Raw genomic sequence first — 24,828 nt, 5'->3', positions numbered from 1 at the left:
CACCCAACGAGCGAGCTTCTAAGTTTCTGCCTGGGGCACACTGATCCGTCATAAGTGATGCCCCAACTCACACTCAGCTTGATTTAATCGGGTGCACATTTATGCGTCAATGAATTGTCTATTATGTGATCCAGACTGTAGTACAACCTGTTTGGTTAGTACTACAATCTGCGTCGTGACGTGAGGTGTCTGTTAGTTTTCACGCGTCGAAAGCAGTAATCTGATGGGCTACCGTCTTTCACTGAATGGAACATCATGACGCAAGAACAATTAAGCAAAACTGAGCGCATCATCCTGACGCTGGGTGAAGAAATTGTAGCAGGGAAGTATGTGCCGGGCGCCGCGTTGCCCGCCGAAGCAGAGTTGTGTGAGCGCTTTGGCACCTCGCGAAACATCATCCGCGAAGTATTTCGCTCGCTGATGGCAAAGCGGTTGATGGAAATGAAGCGTTACCGTGGCGCCTTTGTCACCCCGCGCAATCAGTGGAATTACCTCGACAGCGATGTCCTGCAATGGGCATTGGCGCACGATCAAGATCCCAGGCTGATTGCCGCCATGAGTGAAGTGCGCGTGCTGGTGGAGCCGCAGATTGCGCGCTGGTCGGCGGAACGCGCGACCTCCACCGATTTGGCGGCGATTGAGCAGGCTTATAACGACATGGTTGCCCATCATCTCGATCGGGAAGCATTCAATGAGGCGGATATCCGCTACCACGAAGCGGTGCTGGCTTCGGTGCACAATCCGGTATTGCAGCAGCTTAATGTGGCGATCAGCCAGTTACAGAAAGCGGTGTTTGCGAAAACCTACATGGCGGATTCCGGCAACATGCCGCGCACCTTAGCCGAACACAAGGCGCTGTTTGATGCCATCCGACATCAGGATGGTGATGCGGCGGAGCAGGCGGCAAAAGCGATGATCGCCAGCTCCACCGCCCGACTCAAGGAGATTATGTGACCAGCTATATCGCGATTGATTGGGGTTCAACCAATCTGCGTGCCTGGCATTATCAGCAGGGTAACTGCGTTGATGAGCGCCGGTCAGAAGCGGGCGTCACGCGTCTTGGCGGACGCACGCCTGCAGAGGTCTTTGCCAGTGTGACAGACGGCTGGCCAGTGAATGATGTGCCGGTGGTGATGGCGGGCATGGTCGGTAGCAATGCAGGCTGGCTTACGGTGCCTTATCTGGCCTGTCCTGTGGCACTGGATCAACTCAGCAGCCGCCTGACCCGCGTTGAAGATAAAGCGTGGATCGTGCCGGGATTGAGCGTCGAACGTGCTGACAACTACAACGTGATGCGCGGTGAAGAGACACAGTTGCTAGGTGCCTCCGCGCTGCAACCCGCTATGCAGTATGTGATGCCTGGCACGCATGCCAAATGGGTGCAGGTGGAGCAGCAGCGTGTGCAGGATTTCCGCACGGTGATGACGGGCGAACTGCATCATCTGCTGCTGAAACAGTCGCTAATCGGTGCGGGTTTACCCGAACAGGAAGAGAATGCCGCCGCTTTCCGTGAGGGCTTAGCGGTCGGCAGCCACGACGCATCGATCCTTTCCCGGCTGTTCGAAGTGCGTGCTTCTCATGTATTGGGCGCACGCGATCGCCGCCATATCAGCGATTTCCTATCCGGCCTGCTGATTGGTCATGAAGTGGCGCTGATGACGCAACACGCGGATCGCCGCCAACCGATCATCATTATTGCCGGGAACGCGCTGGCGCAGCGTTATCAGCAGGCGCTGCAATTTATCGGCATGGATTCAGTCACCCTGGAAGGCGACCGCGCGTTCCAGCATGGAATAAGGAGTATTGCAGATGACCTGGCACACTAAATTGCCATTGATCGCCATCCTGCGTGGCATCACGCCAGACGAGGCCGAAGCGCACGTGGGTGCCCTAATCGAAGCGGGTTTCGATGCCATTGAAATCCCGCTGAATTCCCCGGAATGGGCCAAAAGCATCGGCGCGATGGTGCAGACTTTCGGCGATAAAGCGCTGATCGGTGCGGGCACCGTGTTGCATCCGGCGCAGGTCGATGAACTGGCCACGCTTAACAGCAAGCTGGTGGTGACGCCGAATACCGATGCGGCAGTCATCCGTCTGGCCGTGGCGAAAGGGATGATTGTTGCAGCGGGTTGCGCCACCGCCACCGAAGCCTTTACCGCACTGCAAGCGGGCGCCCAGGCGCTGAAAATCTTCCCATCGTCGGCGTTTGGTCCGGGCTACATCAAGGCCTTGAAAGCGGTGCTGCCGCCGGAAGTGCCGGTGTTTGCGGTGGGCGGCGTGACGCCAGAAAACCTGCATGAATTTTTGGCCGCGGGCTGCATTGGCGCAGGTTTGGGCAGCGATCTCTATCGCGCTGGCCAGCCGCTGTCGCGCACTGTGGAGAAAGCTCGCGCATTTATTGCTGCTTATAAGGATGCTGTACGATGAAAATTACCAAACTGACCACTTATCGCCTGCCGCCGCGCTGGATGTTCCTGAAAATCGAAACCGACGAAGGCATCGTTGGCTGGGGCGAACCGGTGATTGAAGGGCGCGCGCGCAGCGTCGAGGCGGCTGTGCATGAGCTGTCGGAATATCTGATTGGTCAGGACCCGGCACGCATCAACGATTTGTGGCAGGTGATGTATCGCGGTGGATTCTATCGCGGTGGTCCGATTTTGATGAGCGCCATCGCCGGTATCGATCAGGCATTGTGGGATATCAAAGGTAAAGCGCTGGGTGTGCCGGTGTATCAGCTGCTTGGTGGTCTGGTGCGTGACAGCATCAAGGCTTACAGCTGGGTGGGGGGCGATCGTCCGGAAGAAGTGGTCGACGGCATCAAGAAACTGCGCAAGATTGGCTTCGACACCTTCAAGCTGAATGGATGCGAAGAGATGGGCATTATCGACAACTCGCGCAAAGTGGATGCAGCGGTGAATACCGTGGCACAGATTCGCGAAGCCTTTGGCAAAGAGATTGAGTTCGGCCTCGATTTCCATGGCCGCGTCAGTGCGCCAATGGCGAAAGTGCTGATCAAAGAGCTGGAGCCTTATCGTCCGCTGTTCATTGAAGAGCCGGTGCTGGCGGAACAGGCGGAATATTATCCGCGTCTGGCGGCGCAAACCCATATTCCGATTGCCGCAGGCGAACGTATGTTCTCGCGCTTCGAGTTCAAACGCGTGCTGGAAGCGGGTGGCCTGGCGATTCTGCAACCGGATCTGTCGCATGCGGGCGGTATCACTGAGTGCTACAAAATTGCCGCGATGGCAGAGTCTTACGATGTAGCGCTGGCACCACACTGTCCGCTCGGCCCAATCGCGCTGGCTGCCTGCCTGCATGTCGATTTCGTTTCACGCAACGCGGTGTTCCAGGAGCAGAGCATGGGCATTCACTATAATCAGGGTGCTGAACTGCTGGATTACGTCATCAATAAAGATGATTTCAAAATGGATGATGGTCACTTCTATCCACTGAATAAACCGGGTCTCGGCGTGGAAATTAACGAAGAGCTGGTGATTGAAAGAAGTAAGAATGCACCAGACTGGCGTAATCCATTATGGCGTTTCCCAGACGGAACGGTCGCTGAGTGGTAATACTCGTCATAATTTAAGCGACAGATGCGTTGGCTGTGCTTACTCACCTTAAGTAAGCTCTTGGGAGTGTATTCCCATGCCACCATTCTGCACGTCGAATTATTTAGGGTATAAGAATTTATAAAATCTTTTAGATAAAGATATGCCGGTGAAATAAGGCATAGGGCCTCGCTCAGCCTTTTTCCCGGCAAATGACATTTACCGCCTGTGCGGTTTTACCTTCACTATCCTTACCCTGCATTTGTAGCGGCGGGCATCTTCGCGCCTCAACTACAAATATGATTACGGAGACACACCATGGATCTCTCTGCTGTTCAGGCCAAACCCACCCGGCGTCGTTATATTACGCTGCTGATGATCTTTATTACGGTGGTGATTTGCTATGTCGACCGCGCTAATTTAGCGGTGGCCTCTGCGCATATTCAGGAAGAGTTCGGCATCAGTAAAGCGGAGATGGGATATGTCTTCTCTGCCTTTGCCTGGTTATATACGCTATGCCAGATTCCCGGCGGCTGGTTCCTCGATCGCGTCGGTTCCCGCCTGACCTATTTTATTGCCATCTTCGGCTGGTCGGTCGCCACGTTATTCCAGGGTTTTGCCAGCGGATTATTATCGCTGATTGGCTTGCGTGCCATCACCGGCATCTTTGAAGCACCCGCGTTCCCGACCAACAATCGTCTGGTCACCAGCTGGTTCCCGGAGCAGGAGCGTGCCTCTGCCGTGGGCTTTTATACCTCGGGTCAGTTTGTCGGTCTCGCTTTTCTCACACCGTTGCTGATCTGGATTCAGGAACTGTTGAGCTGGCACTGGGTGTTCATCATCACAGGCGGCATCGGCATCATCTGGTCGCTGGTGTGGATCAAGTTCTATCAAGCCCCAAGCCAGAGCAAAGGTATCAACCAGGCGGAACTGGACTATATCCGTGAAGGGGGGGCGATGGTGGACGGCGATGCTCCCGCGGCGAAAAAAACGCGCATCAAACTCACCGCCGCCGACTGGAAACTGGTGTTCCATCGCAAGCTATGCGGCGTGTACCTTGGCCAGTTCGCTGTTACCTCTACGCTGTGGTTCTTCCTGACCTGGTTCCCGAACTATCTGACGCAGGAAAAACACATCTCCGCGCTGACAGCAGGCTTTATGACCACCGTGCCGTTCCTCGCCGCCTTCTTTGGTGTGATTCTTTCTGGCATCGTGGCCGATCGTCTGGTGCGCAGCGGGCGTTCCCTTGGTTTTGCGCGTAAGACGCCGATTATTTGTGGATTGCTGATCTCTACCTGCATCATGGGTGCCAACTACACCAACGATCCGGTGTGGATTATGACGCTGATGGCCATCGCGTTCTTCGGCAACGGCTTCGCCTCTATTACCTGGTCGCTGGTGTCGTCGCTGGCGCCGGTTCGCCTGATCGGTTTAACCGGTGGAATGTTTAACTTTATCGGTGGATTGGGCGGCATCACGGTACCGCTGGTGGTGGGCTATCTGGCACAGGATTACGGCTTTGCCCCGGCGCTGGTGTATATCTCCGCCGTGGCATTGGTTGGTGCGCTCTCCTATATCCTGCTGGTGGGGGATGTGAAGCGGGTTGGGTGATCGATAACGTGCGATAAATGGCACCGCTACAACGCCCTGCGATGCGTAGCGGCGCCATTCATTGCGTGTCTGTTCACGATTTATCACGCAATCCTTCAGCCATTCATTGCGCGATCTGTTCATGATTTATCGCGCAATCTATCACTCATTCCTGACGTGATCGATTCGTATTGAATTGCGCCAACTGTTCGCAAATTATTGCGCTGTGACTGCTGCACCTCACCCCATAATCGCGTACTTTGTTCGGCAACTGTTGGATGTAAGGTTGCCTCATGTCAGAAAAACAACTCACCTTTGCACAGCGTCATCATCAGCTCACCAATATCAACGTCTGGACCGCGGACAGCCAGTGGCTGGCGTTTGATGTTCGTCCGTCGGGCGCGTCCTTTACCAGTCTGACCATCGAACGCGTCAACGTCGCGAGCGGTGCGGTCGAGGTGCTGTATCAGGCACGCGACGGTGCGCATGTCGGCGTGGTGACCGTCAGCCCGGATCTGCCGCCGCGCTATGTATGTATCCATGGCCCGGAGCATCCCGATGCACACTGGCATTACGATTTCCATCATCGTCGCGGCGTCATTATGCAGCAGGGCAATGCGGAAAATCTCGATGCCTGTGACATTACCGCACCTTATACGCCCGGCGCATTGCGCGGCGGCTCGCATGTGCATGTATTCAGTCCAGACGGATCGCGCCTCAGCTATACCTATAACGACCATGTGATGCATGAAAAAGATGCGCGTGAGGATCTGCGTAATGTCGGTGTAGCCGTACCGCTGCATCCGGTGTGTCCACCGAAACAGCATCCCCGTGAATACGATGGCAGCCATTACTGCGTGCTGGTGAGCCAAACCACGCGCGATCCCCAGCCGGGCAGCGATCAGATTGACCGCGCTTATGAAGAGGGCTGGATTGGCGAGCGCGGATATCAAAAACCAGATGGCACCTGGCAGCGTTGGGCGCTGGCGTTTATCGGTGATACGCGTGCTGCCAACGGCGATAAAGTGCCGGAAGTGTTTGTGGTGGATTTGCCCGAAGCGCTGAGTGATTACGCCAAACCCGGTGCATCACCGTTACAGGGCACGGCGGATAAACTGCCTGCACCGCCTGCCGGTGTGCAGCAGCGCCGCATCACGCACAGTAAAGGGTTAGCATTGCAGCCACGTCACTGGCTGCGCGCGTCACCGGACGGCAGCACCATCGCCTTCCTGATGGCGGATGAGCAGGGCGTTGTACAGCTGTGGCGTGTGTCGCCTAACGGTGGTTCACCGCGTCAAATCACGCGGCTCAGCAGCACTATTCAGTCGGCATTCAGCTGGCAGCCGTCAGGCGAGGCGATCGCCTTTATTTGCGATAACAGCGTGATGCGCTGTGATGTGGCGACCGGGCACTGCACGCGCTTAACCAAACGCAGCGAGCAGCCGCCTTCCGGTGATGCGGTAGTGTGGTCACCGGACGGCAAACAGATCGCTTATATGCGGGAAATTGAGGGCTGGCGCCAGCTGTTTTGCGTCAGTGCGACGTCGATGGCATAGCGGCGGCAGTCGCCAGGCTGGCGTCAGTGCCAGCCAATTTTTCGCTTTGCAGCACACGGTCATGCGCCGAATCTTTGTCAGTGCGGAAGTAATCCCACGGCAACAGAATCGTATCCAGTACGGCGGAGAAGGGCAGATCGATCACCGCCAGCGGCTTTATCGCCCAGCTGGTATTGTCATCGGCAATCATATCTGCGCTGGCGCGAGTGCCGGGATAATAACCCTGGCTGGCGCCAGTGTGAGACATGACGCTGGAGCAACCCGAAGTAGTCAAAACGCCGCAGACCAGCAGGCCGGTGAGCGGAAAGCTTTTCATCATTTTCATTTCATCATCCCTACAGCCATCACTTCTGGCTGGAGTGTGTCTCCTGCTGCAGCAAAGCTCTGTGGCGATGTCATGCAATGCAGGCGAAGAATTTCTGAGTGTATGCTATTTCGTCAAAATTGCTGTAAAAAAATACGCATTGCCCTTGAAAGCGATCAAAGCGCACCCATTTTTACTTCACGGTCGCGTTGCTGTTGCCGACAGGGACAGCAGCGGGCCGCACAACCTGTCCATGGTGGAAGGTTGCCAAAACTTGCTGATTTTCAGGAGTCTTTTTATGCGTAACTTTGATCTCACTCCGCTTTATCGTTCTGCTATTGGTTTCGACCGTCTGTTTAGTCTGCTTGAGTCCAATCAGAACCAGGCCAATGGTGGCTATCCTCCGTACAACGTTGAGCTGGTGGATGAAAACCACTATCGCATCACCATTGCCGTTGCGGGCTTTGCCCAGAGCGAGTTAGATATTACCTCACACGACAATGTGCTGATTATTCGCGGTGCGCACCCCGAAGAGCAACCGGAGCGCAAATACCTGTATCAGGGTATCGCCGAACGTAACTTTGAGCGCAAATTCCAGCTGGCCGATCACATCGTGGTGCGCGATGCGCGTCTCGAACTGGGCCTGCTGAGCATCGATCTGGAACGCATCGTTCCTGAAGAAGCGAAACCGCGCCGCATTGAAATCCTGAATTAAGGATATTGTGTTGAGAAGAAAACGCCGCAGAAATGCGGCGTTTTTGTTTCTGCGGATCAGGTGCGCACCCATAATCGCTGACTCACCATCCCGCCGAACACGTTCACCAGCAGGCCGAGAATAATCACTGACGCACCGAGAATTTCCTGCGCTGACAGGGTTTCGTCGAGTACCAGCGCAGCGCTAAGAATGCCCACCACGGGCACCAGCAGTGACAGCGGCGCCACGCGCCAGGTCTCATAGCGTCCGAGCAAATTGCCCCAGATCGCGTAGCCGACAATAGTGGCTATAAACGCGAGGTAAATCAGCGCCAGCACCGTCTGCAACGAGATATTCAGCAGGCTGGTGACGATTGCTGCTTCGCCATCAAACCACCATGAGCAGGCGAAAAACGGCACTACCGGCACCAGTGCACTCCACACCACCAGCGACATCACCGGCACCTTACGATTACGCAAAATGATCTTGTTGGTGATATTGCCCAGTCCCCATGACAGCGCCGCCGCCAGCGTCAGCATCATGGTGGTGAGCGTAATCCCAGCGGTGGTTTGGCCCTGCATGCCCGCCGTTGCCAGCATAAACATGCCAAGTGTCGCCACCAAAATTCCGGCGATGTGGTTCCAGCGCAGTTTTTCCGCCAGCAATAAAGCCCCCAGCAGCAGCGTAAAGAATGCCTGCGCCTGTAACACCAGTGAGGCCAGTCCTGCTGGCATGCCGAGTTTGATCGCCAGAAACAGGAAAGCGAACTGACCAAAGCTGATAGTCATGCCGTACACGATCAGCCAGCGCAAAGGGATCTGCGGCCGCTTCACAAAGAAGATAGCCGGGAACGCCACCAGTGCAAAACGCAATCCCGCCAGCAGAAACGGCGGCATATCGTGCATACCCAGTTTGATCACCACAAAATTCACGCCCCACGCCACCACTACGCACAGGGCTAACATCATATCTTTTACTGACATACTCGTTCCTTACTACAGCCGTTTCAGGCAGTCGCCGTCATCGGAGTGGCAATGTCTGCACAACAGTCATCGCCGATAACACGAAAAAAATCATCCACATTCAGCGCCATGGAACGCTCCAGCGCGCCGGCGTTAAACCACAGCGTGCCGACATCACGCAGGCGCGCATCGACGCGCAGCGCCAGTCGGTCATCAAAACTAAAGGGCGGCACCGCGCCCATCACACACTGCGTCAGTTCCTGTGCTTTCTCTGGCGCGGCAAAACTCGACTTCTTGCCACCAATGGCGCGTGCGGCACTTTTGAAGTTGATCTTGCAGTCGCCCGGCACTATCGCCAGCAGGTAACGCGCATCGGCACCGTCAGGCATCGTCACTTCCAGCACCATCGCTTTGGCCGCCTGATTGAGATCGTTGCCGCGAATGCCGCTGATCACATCGGTCTGACCGATGGCCTCATGCTCCACCACGCGATAGTCTGCGTGGTGTTGATCCAGCAGGGCAGTGATTTTTTCATAGGTATTCATCTTCATCTTCATCTCCTCGTCGAAGGCCCGGTATTAACTCCAGGCAATGGCGTGCTTCATTTTTTTGTCGGTCAGGCCAAAGAAAAAGCCCATGGTGATGCGCGTGTCGCCTTCCACGCGATCAATCTCGTGATAAAACGCCGGATTAAACAGATAGATGTCACCGCTGCGTGGGGAGAACTCACACGCCTCGCTTTGCTCAATCACGCCAGTCTGATAGCCGAGTTCACCTGGCGTTTTGAAGCGCTCATCCACCGGATGCCACTTTTTGTTGAATATCCGCAGTTCCCCGCCCGCGTGACACTCCTGCAAACAGACCACACAGCTCAGTTGATGCAGGATGTGGGTGACGGCCAAACCACTGCCCGCGGCATCGCGTACGATGTTGTCGTTATGCAGTGGATTGGCGACGCCATTGGCATGAAAGCGCACAATCGAACCCGCGTAATCGCCCAACTCCGGCTCGCGGGCAGTGTGCAGACTCTCCAGACGCAATGAGTGCTTCACCCAGTTGTAAACCTGATCGCGCAGGCAGTGCAGTGACGCTGGCAGTGCTGGCTGGATGTCGCGCAGCTCGGTGAAGTAATTTTCGGGTGCGCGAGTGTGTTTAGCCAGATAGGGGCCGAGCGTGGTCAGTGCGCCATTTGGATAGCGCGAGACGCGCACCTGATCGCGGCACTGTTGCAGATCGTCCACCACCGCTTCGCGCACTTCAGGCGTCAGGAAATTGCGCAGCACCAACAGCGGTACGCGCGCGGTCACGATGTCATCCAGCCAGGTGCTTTCGACGAACATTTTTGGATGGATAACGCGTATCTGATTGAAAATGGCCATGCTGATCACTCCCCAAGTGGAAATTCATGAAGTTCATGGTTGTTCATGCGACGCCAGTCAGACGCCGTGCCCAGTGCAGCAATAGGTTCAGAAGAGATAAAAGTGGTGCTGTTATTTTGATAATGATGCAACGTGAAATAGTCAGGATAAGGGGTGTCATCGGGATGCCACTGCCACGCCCAGGCTTTATCCCGGGTGACAAAAATCGCATTAGCCGCACTGCCACCCGGTGCCACGCGCGCCATCTTGCTGCGCAGGTAGTCACGGGTAAAATCGGCAGGCGTCACCTGATCGACGATATATTCAAGGTATTCGGCGGAGTCAAAGCGCGATTCCGCCATGCCCAGTTGCGCATAGACCGTGGGTAAAAAGCCGTTGTGCATCATGTACCACTGTGTCGCGCCGCTGGTGCGCCACAGCGGATGGGAAAACTCGATGCCGTGATTTTTGCTCAGCGTGGCGTGGCGGACATGTACCGCCAGAAAACGACTGTGACGCAATGCATCAACATCAATACCGGGCAGCGCATCAGCAAAGGTGCCAGTGCCATGCAGGGTGCGAATCTTTCCCTGATCCAGCCACAAACAGCCCCAGCCATTAGGGTGCTGTTTGATCGGGCCGTCATGCGTGGCGGTTTCGCCACAGCTCATGGCGCGTGCGGCGTCCAGTACCGCTGCCGCATCAAACTGACCGCTTGCCAGAATCATTCTGCACATAGAAGATCTCTCCGGGGGGCTAAGGACGGAACGTCGAGAATCTGCTGGAACACCGCTAACACATCGTCACGGCTGTCTGCGGCAAGACGGAAGGTGGCGAGGATACCAGCATGACGGGTGAGGTCGGCGTAGAGCGAGGATCGCGGCGAGACGGCCAGCGCGGGCAGATTGAGCGGTGGCAATAGTTGACCGCGCTGATGTTGGGCGATCCAGCGTTCCGCTGCGTCATATTGCAGGCGCTGACGCAGGCGCAGGCGACCAATGGCCTGGGCTTGCTTAGGGAAGTGCAGCACCGGCAAACCCCGTCCGGCTTCAATCTGAAACGCTACCTCCGCCCAGTTAATGCCGGTGACTTCCTCGACCAGATTCACCACGCCCATGCCCGATAAGCGGAAGCCCATTTCGAGGAAGTGCGGTTCACCGTTCACCATAATAAAATCGATGTGGAAGGCGCCCTGGCGATAGCCAAAGGTCTCACAGCAAAAGCTCATCAAACTGGCAAAAGCCGCAGGCAGCTGTTGTGCAGCCATCGCCACATGGCCGGATTCGTAAAAGCTGATACAGCCTTCTGCATCGATGTGGTGCTCGATCACCTTTTGACAGCAGGTCAGCGCCACCGCGTGTCCGTTATCCACCACACCTTGTAGTGAATACTCGTCGCCCGGCAGCCAGCTTTCGACAATAAAGCCGCTAAAGCCGCGCCCGCCGTAGTTCATGGTCTCCACCAGCTTGCCGATCACCGTATCGAGCTGGCTGGCCTCTTCCACCAGCCAGATCCCTAATCCGCCGCCGCCATCCACCGGTTTGATCACGCAGGGATACAGCAGTGCATCACGCGCGTCACGAATGCTCAGCGGTGAGGCAAAGAAGCGAAACTCCGGCTGTGGAAAGCGTGGCCAGGCTTTACGCAAGGCCATGCGCTGTGCGTACTTATCCGGCGGAATAAAGCAAGGTCCGGCATCCGGCCCGGCCAGCAGTTCGCGTACGCGACCGGCGCTGGCGTTGTAGGCTTCAAAGCCTGCCAGCACTACCTGAGGATGTTCCAGTAAGCCCGCGCGCAGACAGGCCTGTAACACATCCCACGGATTTTCCGGGCGATCGAGACGCACAATCAGATCGAACGGCAGCTGAATGCTCAAGCTTTGATAGTCGACAAAGTCGCCCATCTCCGCCAGCACGGTAAAATAGCCTTCGCGTTTTGCCACTGCGCAGTACGGATTTTGCCCGTCACGCGTGGCGCCAATCTGCAGGAAAATCTTTCTCATCGCGTCGCCTTACCGGGTTAACGCCCGGAGATCACTTCAGTGACGATGTCTTGCAAGGCACCGTTGTTGACCTGAATCACTGCTTTGTGGGGATCGAAACGCAGCACGCGTGAGAGCGCATCGCCGCGCGTGCCATCCAGCAGCGTATTGACCTGTGCACTGCGCCAGCACTGGCGCATCTGTGCAATCGTCAGGCCGGAGAGCTGCTCCAGCTGCTGTGCCAGCAGCAAATCATCGCTATCGCCGCATAGCAGTGCCCGCACCGCCTGTTCATCAGGCGCCTGATCGAGCTGTTGTAGCCAGACATTGAGCTGTTGGCCTTGCGCGATAAACGGCGAATAGATCATGCACACCAGCTGGGTTTCGTTGAGGCCAAACGCCTGTTCGGCAAACTGCGCTGCACGCTGGCGAGCGCGTTCAATCGCCGCATCGTCCTGATAACGCGCCGCCATTTCCGCAATCAGTTGCGGCGGGAAATCTTTCTTCTCCATCAGGCCGAGCGCAAAGCGCACATATTCGCGAATGCCTTCGGCGTAGCTACGCTGCATCAGCGTCTCCGCTCGCAGACCGCGAATATGTGCCATTAACGTCGGGTTGCCGCAGTCCGATTCAGAGAAGCTGAACATCAGCTCATCAAAGCGGAAGTGCATGAACTCGGTGAGTAGCGACCAGTGCGCACCCGCTTCATAGGCGGTGTCCTGATAGATGTTGAAGAACAGCGGATCGCGTGCCAGCTGCCAGGTGATGCGATGGGCCGGGGTAACCTGCTCGGCGCCGTAAATGTCGGCGAAATAGCGTTCTGCCACGCCATCCAGGGTTTGCAGGAAGCCGCTAAAGCCGCGTGATTTGTCGGCAACGGGCGCATCAAACAGGCGTGAAAGATGACGAGCCCAGGCGAGGTAAGCGGTCTGCTCCTGCGGCGAATCACCGGTGATGATCACATCCACGCCGCCCTCGTAGTGCGCGGCAAGGCCAAACGAGTTCACCATGCTGAGGTTGCAGGCGTTACAGAAAGTGGAGCGCGCATCGGCACGAAAGCGATGGCCATTCATCAGCACATCGTTGCGATTCTGCTGGCGCACGCTGTCGGGCATCGGCAGATGACGTTCAAAGTGGCGGATTTGCAAGCCATCAGTCACCAGGCATTCGGTAAAGTCATCACCCGGAATGTGCAGTGCACGATATACGCGGTCGATATTTTCCATCACGCTGTCGTTCATCGCCGCATGACGATTGGTGCTGATGCGCAGCTGGAAGGTGCTGCCCTGCTGCTGCCAAATCAGCCCCTGAATGTAGCGCACATACGCCACCATGTAGCTGCTGTCTTTCCCGCCGCCATAGGCGAGTAGCACGCGATTGTTAGCGGGATTGTCGCTATCGGGTAGGGCGGCAAGTAAGCGTTGAGAACAGCGTTGAGCAGAATCGATAATCGCGGGCGTGAGATAACCTTCAATTTCTCTCATCATGGTGGACAGATTATTCATTTTTCACTTCATCCTTTGGCTAATAAAATCGCCGTTACCGTGCTGGCGGTAACGGGCAGGAAAAGGGGCCACGAAGTTGCAACGGAATGAATGTCTGAGGCTGAATTAACAGATGCAGCCTAAAGTACTTTGAATGTAATCTGATGGATACGCACAGATCAGCACGATATAGGGTGGAACAGATGGCGGATGGAACGGGTGAACAGGAGAGCCAGAGTAGTCGTTACCGTCAGATTGCAGAGCAGATAAAACAAGCCATTCACAGCGGATCGCTGCCGCCTGATAGCCGTTTACCGTCGGTGCGCACGCTGGCGACGCAGTACAGCGTCAGCATGACCACTGCGCTGAAAACATTACGCACGCTGGAGGATGAGCACTATGCCGTTGCGCGTCCTAAGTCCGGCTTTTTTGTGGCGCCCCGTCAGGTTCCCAGGGGGTTACCCGCTGCCATCCACAGCGAACAGCCGCGTGAAGTCGCCCCGCTGGATGAACAAACCGAGCTGCATCTGGCCATGCTGGGCTCCGATTGTCGTGTGCGGCTGGATCTGGCCAATGGCGATATCTCGCTCTATCCGGTCAAGAAAATTGGATTGCTGATGCGCCAGATGGGCTACAGCAAACCGGCACTGCTCGGCAACACGGTGAAGGGCACCGGCTATGCGCCGCTCAAAGCCGAGATTGCACGCCGCGCGGTGGATTATGGCTGCAATATCAGCGCTGATGACATCCTGATCACCAACGGTTGTATCGAAGCTATCTCACTGGCTTTGCGCGCCACCACCCGCCCCGGCGATATCGTTGCAGTGGAATCGCCGTGCTACTTCGTGCTGTTGCAGATGCTGCATAATCTCAATCTGCGCGTGATTGAAGTGGAAGCCGGGCCGGAAGGTTATGTTAACGTCAGTAAACTTACCGCGCTGTTTCAGCGTAAAGCGGTGCAGGCCTATCTCACCATCAACAACATCAATAATCCGCTGGGGAAAAGCATTCCCAACGAGCAGAAAGCCTATATTGCGCGTCAGGCCGATGAGAATGATGTGGTGATTATTGAGGATGATATTTTCGGTGATACGGCGTTTGGCAATCGCCGTCCGTTCCCGATGCGCGCCTTTAGCCCGAATGCCATTCTTTGCAGCGGCTTCTCGAAAACGGTGGCGCCCGGTATCCGCATTGGCTGGGTGCACAGCAGTAATTACATGCGCAAAATCGCCTCGCTGAAATACACCACCAGCATGGGCACCTCGGTGTTGTCACAGGCAGCGATTGCTGAACTGCTGCGCAGCGGCGGCTACGATGCGCATCTGCGCAAATTGCGTCGTGAGTTGAAGAATCAAATCCACCATATGCGCCAGGCGGTGTTGCGTTATTTCCCTGCGGGCACGCGTGTATCGGATCCTGAAGGCGGCTATGTGTTGTGGGTGGAAATGCCCATTCAGTCGTTAAACGTGCGCGCGCTGTTTCTTAAAGCGCGTAACGCGGGCATCGGTATCGCGCCGGGACATATCTTCGCCACCGATCACCGTTACGATCACTGTTTCCGACTGAACGCCGGTTTTGGCTGGAATGCGGAAGTGGAGGAGGCGATCAAGCAGCTGGCGCAATGGTGCCAGCTATCGCTGGTGGCGGATAAATAGAGATTATTTGGAAGTAGTTCACAAATTTAAATAAACATCGGCTGCTGTGTTTATTATTCACTACCAGTTAATGGAATCACTAATTTATTCTTGTCTGGCTTGGTTTATCATTAAATATATGAAATAGATGACAAGGATAAGTAATGAAAATTTTTGGAAAGGATATCCCTACACGTGGATTCATTATTTTCGCATTGTGGATTTGGACTTTCTTTACCCTATCGCATGAATCCTTACCCTATGTCCCGGTGAATAATCCTGGATGGGTTGGCGTAGTAGCATGGTTATTTATGCTGATCGGAGCCTATGCTTTTTATTCAAGCCTGTTCCGATTTTACGACTGGTACAATAATAAATAATGCATCAACGCCTCCCGATTAATTTCGAGAGGCGTTTTAAAAGATTGGTTTAGCCAATCTTCTCCAGCTCTTCCGCCAGAATCTGCACCGCGCGTTCAATCTTCTCCGCATCCGGTACATAGTTCATGCGCATACATTGATGTGTATGCGGCCATTCCTGTTCCAGACCAGGGAAGAAGAAGTGGCCCGGCACCATCAGCACGCCGCGCGCTTTCAGGCGCTGATACAAGGCTTCGGTGCTGATCGGCAGATCGCGGAACCACAGCCAGAGGAAAATTGCCCCTTCGGGTTTGTGGATCAGGCAGCGATCTTCCGGCAGATAGCGGCGCAGAATGGCAATCGTCTCGCTCACCTTGTCCTGATAGAACGGCTTGATCACCTCTTCCGACAGACGCAGCAAATCGCCACGCACGATCATCTCAGTGGCAATCGCCGGGCCGATACTGCCTGGCGCTAAGCTGATAATCCCATTCATGTTACCAATCGCGCTAATCGTGCTCTCATCGGCGACGATAATGCCGCAACGTGCACCCGGCAGGCCGAGTTTCGACAGGCTCATGCACAGAATGGTATTTGGGTTCCACAGCGGACGGGCTTCGCTGAAGATAATGCCGGGGAAGGGCACACCGTAGGCGTTATCGATCAGTAATGGCACGCCGTGCTGCTGTGCCAGCGCATCCAGCTGCATCAGCTCGTCATCGGTGATCACGTTACCGGTCGGGTTGGTTGGGCGCGACACGCAGATCAGGCCCACGTCCTCATTCAGCGGCAGGTGGTCGAAATCGACGTGATACTTGAACTGACCTTCTGGCAGCAGCTCAATGTTCGGCCTGGCGGAAACAAACAGATCTTCTTCCAGTCCGGCATCGGCGTAACCGAGATACTCCGGTGCCAGCGGGAACAGCACGCGTTTTTTACTGCCGTCGGCGCGACGACCCGCGAACAGGTTAAACAGATAGAAGAACGCGCTCTGGCTGCCGTTGGTCAGCGCAATATTTTGTGCGATAATCGGCCAGCCCAGCTCTTCACGCAGCATGTTCGCCAGCGCATCCAGCAGCAGCGTTTTACCACGCGGACCGTCGTAATTGCACAGCGCTTCGCTCAGTTTTCCGTCCTGATGCATCTGCAGCAGCAGCTGGTTGAAGTAGTCATTAATGGCCGGGATCTGCGCCGGGTTGCCGCCGCCAAGCATAATGGTGCCGGGCGTGCGCAGGCCTTCACCCATGTCTTCCATCAGACGTGAGATGCCGGAATGTTGAGTAAATTTGTCGCCGAACTGAGAAAAGGACATAGGAAGTTAAAACATTGTAATCGGGAATGGGCAACCACCATAGCGCCCGCCACGGGCAGGCGCAATGGCTAAAGCAGCAAGCTTAGGCCTGGATTTGCGGGTTAACGCAGTTTTTCTCGACTTTGCCGCTCAGCGCAGCAATCAGGTTATCCACCGCATCACGTGCCATACCGTAACGCGTTTCATGGGTGGCTGAGCCGATGTGCGGCAGCGCTACCACGTTCGGCAACTTAAGGATCTCCGCATCGGCAGGCACCGGCTCCACTTCAAACACATCCAGACCGGCTGCGTGAATCGTGCCGTCCTTCAATGCCGCCGTCAGCGCTTGCTCATCAACCACCGGGCCGCGACCTGCATTTATCAGGATGGCGCTGGGTTTCATCATCTTGAGCTGTGCAGCGCCAATCATATGATGTGTCTGCTCAGTCAATGGCAGGCTGATACAGACAAAATCACTCTCTTTCAGCAGCGTTTCAAGGTCACAAGCACGCGCACCGAAGCGGGTTTCCGCCTCTTCATGCTGACGGCGTGCGTTATAAAGAATATTCATGCCGAAGCCGAAGTGCGCACGCTGCGCCAGCGCCAGGCCGATACGGCCCATGCCAAGAATCCCCAAGGTTTTGTGATGCACGTCGATGCCGAAATGTTCTGGTCCGATGCTTTTCTTCCATTCACCGGCCTTAACCCATTGATCCAACTCGGTGACGCGACGGGCGGTGCTCAGCACCAGCGCCATCATGGTATCGGCCACGGTTTCGGTCAAAACGGTTGGCGTGTGCATCAGCAGTACATTGCGCTGATTTAAGGCTTCGACATCAAAGTTGTCGTAACCCACAGACACGGTAGAACAAGCGCGTAAGGCGGGCATCTTCGCCAGCAGATCACCATTTACTTTACCGCCTGAGCCGAGCAAACCCTCGGCTTGCGCAAACTGTGCGGCATGCTGTTGCACGGTTTCGGAGGAGACGTCATGCACTTCGGTGACGGTAAAATGGGCATCCAGTTTAGCGCGCAGATCGTCTGGCAGGCTCTTATAAAGAATCACAGCAGGTTTCATCATTTGCTCCCTGTAGAACGTGTGACGGGCGACCTGAGCCGCCCGGAAAAGTCATTTCTTACGCTTTCAGGCGTGCTTCGCCCCATGAATCGGTGCTGTCTTGTTCTCCGCGGGCTTGACGATTAACGTCAGCCACACCGAGACCAGCAGCGCGGCACCCATAAAGATATAAGAGGCAGCAGGACTGCCGGTTGCGCCATTAAGATAGCCTACAATCCACGATCCGATGAAGGAGCCGAGTGCGCCCATGCTGTTAATCAGCGCCATGGCACCGCCAGCAACGTTGCGTGGCAGCATCTCAGTAATCAGGGCAAAGAACGGGCCGTAAGGGGCATACATCGCGCCACCGGCAATCACCAGCAGCGCATACGACAGCCAGAAGTGGCTGGAACCGACCAGATAGGAGCCAAGGAATGCCAGCGCCCCAATCAGCAGCAACGGCCAGACAAACAGCTTACGGTTTTGCTTTTTGTCAGACGCCCATGACACCACGACCATCGCAATGGTCGCCACCAGATAAGGCACTGCTGAAAGCCAACCCGCCTCGACCATACCCATCTGTGTGCCGTTACGCAGAATCGAAGGCAGCCACAGTACGAAACCGTACACGCCAATGCTCCAGGCAAAATATTGCATGCACAGAATGATCACATTGCGATTTCGGAAGGCTTCGCCATAGTTACGCACCGCTTTGATGCCTTCCTGCTCTTTCTGCAACTGCGCCTGCAGTGCTGATTTCTCTTCGTCGCTCATCCATTTGGCTTGTGCTGGCTTGTCCTGCACCAGGAACCACCAGGCCACGGCCCAGATCACCGCCGGGATGCCTTCGAAGATAAACATTTCACGCCAGCCGAAAGCATTAATCAGATAGCCGGACACCACCGACATCCACAGCACCGTGACCGGATTGCCGAGGATCAGGAAAGTATTGGCGCGCGAACGTTCCGACTTAGTGAACCAGTTACTGATGTAAATCAGCATCGCCGGCATCACCGCCGCTTCCACCACGCCAAGCACGAAACGAATCGCTGCCAGCATCGGAATGTTGCTTACCACGCCGGTTAATGAGGCACAGCCGCCCCACAGAATCAGGCACCAGAAAATCAGCTTCTTCACGCTGCGGCGTTCGGCATACACCGCGCCGGGGATCTGGAAGAAGAAATAGCCAAGGAAGAACAGGGCACCCAACAGCGATGACATGCCTTTGGTGATGCCGAGATCGTCATTAATCCCTGCGGCAGAGGCGAAGCTAAAGTTCGCCCGGTCCAGATATGCCAGACTGTAGGTGATAAACACGATGGGCATGATAAACCACCAGCGTTTTGGCGCGATTGTCTGCGATTTCATGGGTGACTCCTCTGTTTTGAGGCGGGCACATTCAATGGATGCGCCTCGAAATAATCGGGTTGTGTAGAGACAGACGGATTAACCAGGTACACCTGAATGCGTACCCTCCTGCAGGGTCACCGATTAAGGCAACCGCTTAATTAAAAATCGCCCAGCGCCGCGCGCGTCGGCAGGCCTTCACTGTCGCCGGCGACCTGAATCGCCAGCGAACCAATCTTGTTACCGCGCAGAATCGCCTGTGGCAGCGATTTGCCTTCCAGCAATGCGCTGATCAGGCCCACGGCAAAACCATCGCCCGCGCCTACGGTATCCACCACGTTATCGACGAGAATCGGTGCGACATTGCCCTTTTCACCGTCGGCAGTTTTGTACCAGGCGCCGTCGCAGCCGGTTTTGATCACCACAGCCCGTACACCTTTATCCAGATAGAAATCGGCGATGGCTTCTGGCTGACGATAGCCGGTCAGAATGAACCCTTCTTTCTCACCCGGCAGCACCCAGTCTGCGTACTCTGCCAGCAGATTCAGCTGCTTACGCATTTCCTCCTCGCTGCGCCATAACACCGGGCGCAAATTCGGATCGAAGGAGATGGTTTTGCCGCGCGAACGCATCTCTTTGGCCGCATGTTTGGTCAACTCAAGCGAGCTGTCGGAGAGGGCGGCGGCCACGCCGCTCAGGTGCAGGTGGCGCGCGCCACCAAAATAATCCGCATTAAAATCGTCTGGTGACAGATGGCTGGCGGCGGAGCCTGCACGGAAATATTCCACTTCAGGATCGGAACCGTCATCGACGCGCGACTTGAGCTGAAAACCGGTGCGATAGCGGGTATCGGTGGTCACACTGTGATGATCGACCTTCTCTTTCGCCAGCTGTTGCAGCGTAAAACGGCCGAAACTGTCATCGCCGACGCGGCTGACCCAGCCGACCTGTAAACCAAGGCGCGCCAGGCCGATGGCTACATTCAGTTCGGCACCGGCAATACGTTTGACGAAGCCCTCTGCGGCGGCGAGATCCCCGCTTTGCTGAGCGATAAACATCGCCATCGCTTCGCCAATCGTGACCACATCCAGTTGCTTCATCATCGACTCCTTACAGCGCACGCAGCAATTCAACGTAATGGCGTGTCACGGCCAGCAGATCTTCGCCTTCGAGTGGGAACTCGATGCCGCGCGGCGCATCAGCAGGCAGTGCGTTAAGCAATGTGCGCCAGCTGCCGTCGGTTTCGTCCAGCGCCACCGCACGGAAGCTCTCGCCATGTGGCACCGCGGCTTTCACGTGAATGTAGCTGACGTAACGGCTGAGCTGCGCTGCGGCCTGCAAAGCGTCTTCGCCGGTCCACTGCCAGTTGCCCATGTCGAAGGTCATATCCAGCGGCAGGGCGGCATCGCAGGCACGATGGAAGAAGGTCTGCATCGGGGCCAGTTTGCTGTCTGGCGTTTGATCGTTTTCCACCACCACGGTTACTGGCGATGCGGCGAGTACCTCAACCAGCGCAGCGTCGGAGAGATCGACAAAATGGCCGAGGGCGATTTTCAAACGCTTAGCGCCAATCTGTTCGGCTTCCAGCAGGAACTGCCCCAGACGAGGGTTGAGCGAGCCATCTTCCAGCCACAACGCTTCCGGCACCGAGTAGCTGGCACTCAGCTGCTGTTGAGCAATTGCCTCGTTGAGCGAGTGCAGTCTCAGCAGATCATCTTCGCTGAATAGCTCACGACGGATTTCTACGCCATCCGCGCCAGCGGATTTGATCAGCGGCAGCAGGGCGGTTTGACCACCCAATTCAGCGACTTTGTGCGTGCCGTAGGCGGCGGTGACCACGATGATTTCCGGATGTGCCATGTTGTCTCTCCATTGAACTCGGAAGGATGCGGTCTGAGCCGCCCGTTGTTTTAAATCGATGTCTTAAAAAAAACCTAAATGGAACCGGTTCCAAATGAAAGAAAGAGAGTGTGGAATTATGATCCTGCTCACGAAGTGAGCCGGAGAAAGGGGGATTAACGCAGCGGCTGGCTGGAGCCGCGCACAATGAGCTCACCGGGGAAAACCTGCTCATTGATCGGCTGCTCATTACCGTCAATGCGTGAGATCACCTGTTCCAGCGCCGCATAGCCAATTTGCCAGGTGGGCTGTTTCAGGGTGGTGATGCCCACGCCCGCCAGTGCGGCCCACTCCAGCTCATCAAAACCAAGCAGGCCAATGGTTTCACCCCAGCGCTGTTCGAGCCGCTGCAAGGCGCGCGCCACCTGCAAGGTCAGGGCTCCGTTGGCGGCCATCACCGCGCAGCGTTTGTCACTGTGGCGTTGCTGGAATGTCCGCAGCACCTGCTCCAACTGTTCTGGCTGATGCAGGGGGACTTCGGCGTTTTCCGCCATCACGCCGGCGTGGGCTTTACAGGTGTCATAGAACGCGCCGAGTCGTTCACGGCGGGTGTTAACGCTACCCAAGGGTTCGCTGAGGAACAGCAGGGCATCGTAACCGTTGTCCAGCAGATGCTGGGTGGCAATTTGCGCGGCTTCGGGGTTATTCAGGCCAACCACATCACAGGCGAAGTCAGGAATTTTACGGTCAATCAGCACCATCGGCAGCATCGACTGCTGCAGGCGCTTCAGCACCTCTTCGTGCATCCCGACCGCGTTCACCACGATGCCCTCAACCTGATAGCTGCTCAGCAGTTGCAGATAATACTGCTCGCGATCGACTTCGTTGTTGGTGTTACACATCAGCAGCGTAAAGCCCTGCGCACGGCAGGCCGCTTCGATACCGCTCAGCACATCCACGGAATAGGGATTGGTAATATCCGCGATAATCAGGCCAATCAGCCGCGTGCGGCCACGCTTCAGGCCGCGTGCCATCTGGCTGGGACGATAATCGAGGTCGGCAATCGCCTGTTCAATACGGGCTTTGAGATCGGGCGAGAGCAGATTCACTTCGCCATTAAGATAGCGGGAAACGCTGGTTTTACCGGTTTTTGCCGTGCGGGCAACGTCACTGATTGTGGCTCGTGGCGGCCTGGTCTTCATCGCGTACACCTGAATAATAAAATCAGGCGAAGACTATCACAGCGCGGCGCGCACGCAATCATTGTGCATCAGAAGTGAGGCGCAACATCGGTTGCCACAGCGTCTGGAGCTCCTCAAGCGGTGCACCTTCCAGCAGTTGCAGCACCATTTCGGCCACGCGTTCGCCAATGCGCTGCTGCGATAGCTGCAAAATCGCGTTCACCGGATGATCGATAATGGAGTCATGCGGCAAGCCATCGTAGACATAGAGGGGGATCGCCCGCGCGCCGCTTAAACGGTCGGCCTGCTGCAACGCGATGGCCGCGCCTTCACCCAGCGGCGCACAATCCGTGATGATGGCTTGAGGCGCGATATCCTGCGCCAGCCAGCGCTGTGTTTGCTGGTAACCGGCACGACGTGTTACCGGCAGCGCGGCCAGCATCGTTGGCGCGATAGGTGGTTGATGCTGTGTGAGGGCATCGATAAAGCCGTGGCGACGATCGAGGATATACGTGCAGGGCTCGTTGCCGCCAAGATAGGCAAGCCTTGTCAGCCCTTGTTGCAGGCAGTGTTCAGCGGCCAGCAAGGTGCCTGCATGATTATCGTAATCAAACCAGGCATAAGGTTGCGGCAGCTGGCTGCGGCCCAGCGTGAGAAAGCGATAGCCTTTCTGCTGCAAACGCTGCAGACGGATATCATGCGGTTGGGTATGGGTGAGAATCAACGCATCCAGCGCGCCACTGCGCAGCAAGCGCATCAGCGTGCGGTGCTTATCCTGCGGTTTATCCGGCAGGATCATCAGATCAATGTCATGCTGAGCAAGGCGTTGATCCAGCGTCAACAGCATTTCACTGTAATAGCTGTCATTCAAAGAGGCAGTGCTGACCGGGAAAACCAGCCCGACGGCATTGGCGCGCCCGGTCTTCAGACGGCGCGCGGCATCATTCGGACGATAGCCGCGTGAAGTGGCTTCTTCTTCAATACGTTTACGCGTGGCGGCCGCAACATCGTCATAGCCATTTAGCGCACGACTCACGGTGGTAACAGAGAGGCCGAGGGTAGCGGCAATGGCTTTGAGCGACATGATGACGTTTTCCACCGATCAAATTTTGATCACGCTAGCATAAAGTATTTCACGGCTCTATTGGTTGACGATTATAGAGCGTTATCTGATACAAAAAGCGTCAATTGCGGTGTAAAAACGTGCGGAAAAGCCGATCTGCAGAAACAGATCGGCGAGCGGGATTAACCCAGTGGACTCAGCGTGATCTCGACGCGGCGGTTTTGTGCTTTACCCGCTTCGGTGCTGTTGCTGGCCACCGGATTATCCGGGCCCATGCCCTGCGTGCGCAGACGGTTCTGGGCTACGCCTTGCAGAATCAGGCCGCTGGCCACGCTATCCGCACGCTGTTGCGACAGGCGCATATTCAGCGCGCGCGTACCGGTGCTGTCGGTGAAGCCCACCACATTGACGGCGGTTTTAGGATACTCTTTCAGCACCATCGCGACACCTGTTAAGGTGTTAGCACCTGCGGGTTTCAGGTTGCTGCTGTTAGAGTCAAAGGTGACGTTATTCGGCATATTCAGCACGATGTTATCGCCCTGACGCGTCACGCTGACGCCAGTACCGCGCATTTTATCGCGCAGCTTCGCTTCCTGCACATCCATGTAATAGCCGACGCCACCGCCCAGCGCCGCACCGGATGCGGCACCAATCAGCGCGCCTTTGCCGCGATCTTTCTTCGACGATGACAACACGCCAACGCCTGCACCCAGCACGGCACCTAAGCCCGCGCCGATGCCGGATTTCCCGGCCTGCGATTCGCCGGTATAAGGATTGGTGGTACAACCGGACAGCATAACGCTGCCGCTGAGTAACAAGGCCAGCGTCAAACTACGCTTTTTCATTGAAAATCCCTCACAAAGTCACACGGGGAAAATGCCCCAAAACGGCACTATTATGCCGTTCAATAATGGGGAAATGCGTGAGGGTCAGTCTTAAAGTGTAAAGTTTTGCGTTAAAGATTATCAGGATGGCAGAAACAGCTGGTTTGATGATCGTTAATCAGCCCACACGCCTGTATAAATGAATGGCAGGTTGTGGGACCGACGAATTTAAAACCACGCTTCTTTAACGCCTTAGAGAGCGCAATGGCAGGCTCGGAGGTGGTGGGCGCCAGCTTGTAATCGGCGAAACGGTGCAAAATCGGCTGATTATCGACGAATGACCAGATAAAGCGTGAAAAGTCTTCGCCTTCCGCTTCCAGCGCCAGCATGGCTTTGGCGTTATTGATGATCGCCTCCAGCTTGCCGCGATGACGAATTAATCCGCTGTCTTGCAGCAAGCGCAGCATGTCTGCCTCATCCATCAACGCCACGGCCTGAGGATCAAATTCGTGGAACGCGCGACGATAGTTCTCACGTTTCTTGAGCACGGTGATCCACGACAAACCCGCCTGTTGTCCCTCAAGGCAGATCATTTCAAATAAGGCCCGCTTATCAGTTTGCGGCACACCCCACTCATTATCGTGGTACGCCAGATAGAGTGGATCCTGTGTTACCCAGCCACAACGTTGCATATTACTCTCCCTAAGCATGAGGAAAATACAGTTAATCCCTTGACGTATTACAGAATCGATT

25 protein-coding genes are annotated in these 24,828 nt (G+C 55.8%); 9 read left to right on the top strand and 16 right to left on the bottom strand.

Annotated elements, in window-relative coordinates:
- The first annotated feature begins 255 nt into the window (after positions 1 to 255).
- From JK231_RS14470 to JK231_RS14445, 6 genes are all read left to right on the top strand, one after another.
- Positions 256 to 954 (top strand): FadR/GntR family transcriptional regulator, encoded by a 699-nt coding sequence (locus JK231_RS14470; protein WP_084932865.1) that lies wholly within the window; start codon positions 256 to 258, stop codon positions 952 to 954.
- Positions 951 to 1,826 carry a 2-dehydro-3-deoxygalactonokinase gene (locus tag JK231_RS14465; protein WP_097118429.1) on the top strand — a complete coding sequence of 292 codons (876 nt, stop codon included), beginning with the start codon at positions 951 to 953 and terminating at the stop codon, positions 1,824 to 1,826. The genes JK231_RS14470 and JK231_RS14465 overlap by 4 nt, the downstream gene beginning before the upstream one ends.
- The gene (locus JK231_RS14460; RefSeq protein ID WP_211728894.1) at positions 1,810 to 2,427 is read left to right on the top strand and encodes a 2-dehydro-3-deoxy-6-phosphogalactonate aldolase; all 618 of its coding nucleotides are present in this window, start codon (positions 1,810 to 1,812) and stop codon (positions 2,425 to 2,427) included. Before JK231_RS14465 ends, JK231_RS14460 begins: the two co-directional genes overlap by 17 nt.
- Positions 2,424 to 3,572: a galactonate dehydratase gene (gene dgoD, locus JK231_RS14455; RefSeq protein ID WP_034829995.1), complete on the top strand. Its 1,149-nt coding sequence runs from the start codon at positions 2,424 to 2,426 to the stop codon at positions 3,570 to 3,572. Before JK231_RS14460 ends, dgoD begins: the two co-directional genes overlap by 4 nt.
- Before the next feature lie 297 nt (positions 3,573 to 3,869).
- Positions 3,870 to 5,162: an MFS transporter gene (locus tag JK231_RS14450; RefSeq protein WP_160833308.1), complete on the top strand. Its 1,293-nt coding sequence runs from the start codon at positions 3,870 to 3,872 to the stop codon at positions 5,160 to 5,162.
- Between the two features lie 272 nt (positions 5,163 to 5,434).
- On the top strand, positions 5,435 to 6,697 hold the full coding sequence (locus JK231_RS14445; protein WP_211728893.1) for a DUF3748 domain-containing protein: 1,263 nt from the start codon (positions 5,435 to 5,437) through the stop codon (positions 6,695 to 6,697).
- Here the strand turns inward: JK231_RS14445 and JK231_RS14440 are convergent.
- Positions 6,675 to 7,022: a YceK/YidQ family lipoprotein gene (locus JK231_RS14440; RefSeq protein WP_034829992.1), complete on the bottom strand. Its 348-nt coding sequence runs from the start codon at positions 7,020 to 7,022 to the stop codon at positions 6,675 to 6,677. The genes JK231_RS14445 and JK231_RS14440 overlap by 23 nt on opposite strands.
- 277 nt (positions 7,023 to 7,299) lie before the next feature.
- Between JK231_RS14440 and ibpA the strand changes: the two genes are divergently transcribed.
- Positions 7,300 to 7,716, top strand: coding sequence for a small heat shock chaperone IbpA (gene ibpA, locus JK231_RS14435; protein WP_034830093.1), 417 nt, complete (start codon positions 7,300 to 7,302; stop codon positions 7,714 to 7,716).
- Between the two features lie 56 nt (positions 7,717 to 7,772).
- On the opposite strand, the gene JK231_RS14430 is transcribed toward ibpA, so the two are convergent.
- The 6 genes from JK231_RS14430 to JK231_RS14405 are packed head-to-tail and all read right to left on the bottom strand — an operon-like array spanning position 7,773 to position 13,501.
- On the bottom strand, positions 7,773 to 8,678 hold the full coding sequence (locus JK231_RS14430; protein ID WP_097118433.1) for an EamA family transporter: 906 nt from the start codon (positions 8,676 to 8,678) through the stop codon (positions 7,773 to 7,775).
- A gap of 23 nt (positions 8,679 to 8,701) precedes the next feature.
- Positions 8,702 to 9,202, bottom strand: a complete 501-nt coding sequence (locus JK231_RS14425) for a YbaK/EbsC family protein (protein WP_160833310.1) — start codon at positions 9,200 to 9,202, stop codon at positions 8,702 to 8,704.
- Between the two features lie 33 nt (positions 9,203 to 9,235).
- A complete protein-coding gene (locus JK231_RS14420; protein ID WP_097118435.1) occupies positions 9,236 to 10,036 on the bottom strand; it encodes a 2OG-Fe(II) oxygenase in 801 nt (266 codons plus the stop codon).
- 5 nt (positions 10,037 to 10,041) lie between these two features.
- Entirely contained in the window at positions 10,042 to 10,752 is a 711-nt protein-coding gene (locus tag JK231_RS14415) for a class II glutamine amidotransferase (RefSeq protein WP_160869102.1), read from the bottom strand.
- Positions 10,740 to 12,017, bottom strand: a complete 1,278-nt coding sequence (locus JK231_RS14410) for an ATP-grasp domain-containing protein (protein WP_211728892.1) — start codon at positions 12,015 to 12,017, stop codon at positions 10,740 to 10,742. Before JK231_RS14410 ends, JK231_RS14415 begins: the two co-directional genes overlap by 13 nt.
- A gap of 17 nt (positions 12,018 to 12,034) precedes the next feature.
- Positions 12,035 to 13,501, bottom strand: coding sequence for a hypothetical protein (locus JK231_RS14405; protein WP_211728891.1), 1,467 nt, complete (start codon positions 13,499 to 13,501; stop codon positions 12,035 to 12,037).
- A gap of 182 nt (positions 13,502 to 13,683) precedes the next feature.
- On the opposite strand from JK231_RS14405, the gene JK231_RS14400 reads away from it, so the two are divergent.
- Positions 13,684 to 15,135, top strand: coding sequence for a PLP-dependent aminotransferase family protein (locus JK231_RS14400; RefSeq protein WP_058961173.1), 1,452 nt, complete (start codon positions 13,684 to 13,686; stop codon positions 15,133 to 15,135).
- 143 nt (positions 15,136 to 15,278) lie between these two features.
- On the top strand, positions 15,279 to 15,494 hold the full coding sequence (locus JK231_RS14395; protein ID WP_058961171.1) for a hypothetical protein: 216 nt from the start codon (positions 15,279 to 15,281) through the stop codon (positions 15,492 to 15,494).
- A gap of 49 nt (positions 15,495 to 15,543) precedes the next feature.
- On the opposite strand, the gene JK231_RS14390 is transcribed toward JK231_RS14395, so the two are convergent.
- The 9 genes from JK231_RS14390 to JK231_RS14350 form a co-directional block, all read right to left on the bottom strand.
- Entirely contained in the window at positions 15,544 to 16,785 is a 1,242-nt protein-coding gene (locus tag JK231_RS14390) for a valine--pyruvate transaminase (RefSeq protein WP_211728890.1), read from the bottom strand.
- Between the two features lie 82 nt (positions 16,786 to 16,867).
- Positions 16,868 to 17,842, bottom strand: coding sequence for a glyoxylate/hydroxypyruvate reductase GhrB (gene ghrB, locus JK231_RS14385; protein ID WP_211728907.1), 975 nt, complete (start codon positions 17,840 to 17,842; stop codon positions 16,868 to 16,870).
- 66 nt (positions 17,843 to 17,908) lie between these two features.
- Positions 17,909 to 19,189 carry an MFS transporter gene (locus tag JK231_RS14380; protein ID WP_160833316.1) on the bottom strand — a complete coding sequence of 427 codons (1,281 nt, stop codon included), beginning with the start codon at positions 19,187 to 19,189 and terminating at the stop codon, positions 17,909 to 17,911.
- Between the two features lie 140 nt (positions 19,190 to 19,329).
- Positions 19,330 to 20,271, bottom strand: a complete 942-nt coding sequence (locus JK231_RS14375) for a sugar kinase (RefSeq protein WP_211728889.1) — start codon at positions 20,269 to 20,271, stop codon at positions 19,330 to 19,332.
- A 7-nt stretch (positions 20,272 to 20,278) separates the two neighbouring features.
- Positions 20,279 to 21,028 (bottom strand): sugar phosphate isomerase/epimerase, encoded by a 750-nt coding sequence (locus JK231_RS14370; RefSeq protein ID WP_211728888.1) that lies wholly within the window; start codon positions 21,026 to 21,028, stop codon positions 20,279 to 20,281.
- A 155-nt stretch (positions 21,029 to 21,183) separates the two neighbouring features.
- Positions 21,184 to 22,209 carry a LacI family DNA-binding transcriptional regulator gene (locus tag JK231_RS14365; protein ID WP_097118443.1) on the bottom strand — a complete coding sequence of 342 codons (1,026 nt, stop codon included), beginning with the start codon at positions 22,207 to 22,209 and terminating at the stop codon, positions 21,184 to 21,186.
- 58 nt (positions 22,210 to 22,267) lie between these two features.
- Positions 22,268 to 23,272, bottom strand: coding sequence for a LacI family DNA-binding transcriptional regulator (locus tag JK231_RS14360; protein WP_211728887.1), 1,005 nt, complete (start codon positions 23,270 to 23,272; stop codon positions 22,268 to 22,270).
- A 161-nt stretch (positions 23,273 to 23,433) separates the two neighbouring features.
- On the bottom strand, positions 23,434 to 24,096 hold the full coding sequence (locus tag JK231_RS14355; RefSeq protein ID WP_211728886.1) for an OmpA family lipoprotein: 663 nt from the start codon (positions 24,094 to 24,096) through the stop codon (positions 23,434 to 23,436).
- 110 nt (positions 24,097 to 24,206) lie between these two features.
- Complete coding sequence (locus JK231_RS14350) at positions 24,207 to 24,767, bottom strand: DNA-3-methyladenine glycosylase I (protein ID WP_211728885.1); 561 nt, start codon at positions 24,765 to 24,767, stop codon at positions 24,207 to 24,209.
- Positions 24,768 to 24,828 lie beyond the last annotated feature (61 nt).

Origin of the sequence: Pantoea sp. JGM49, from assembly GCF_018257655.1 — a bacterium.
Lineage (GTDB): Bacteria > Pseudomonadota > Gammaproteobacteria > Enterobacterales > Enterobacteriaceae > Pantoea > Pantoea communis.
Note: the sequence above shows the minus strand (reverse complement) of the source record. Positions and strands in the feature narration are given on the sequence as shown.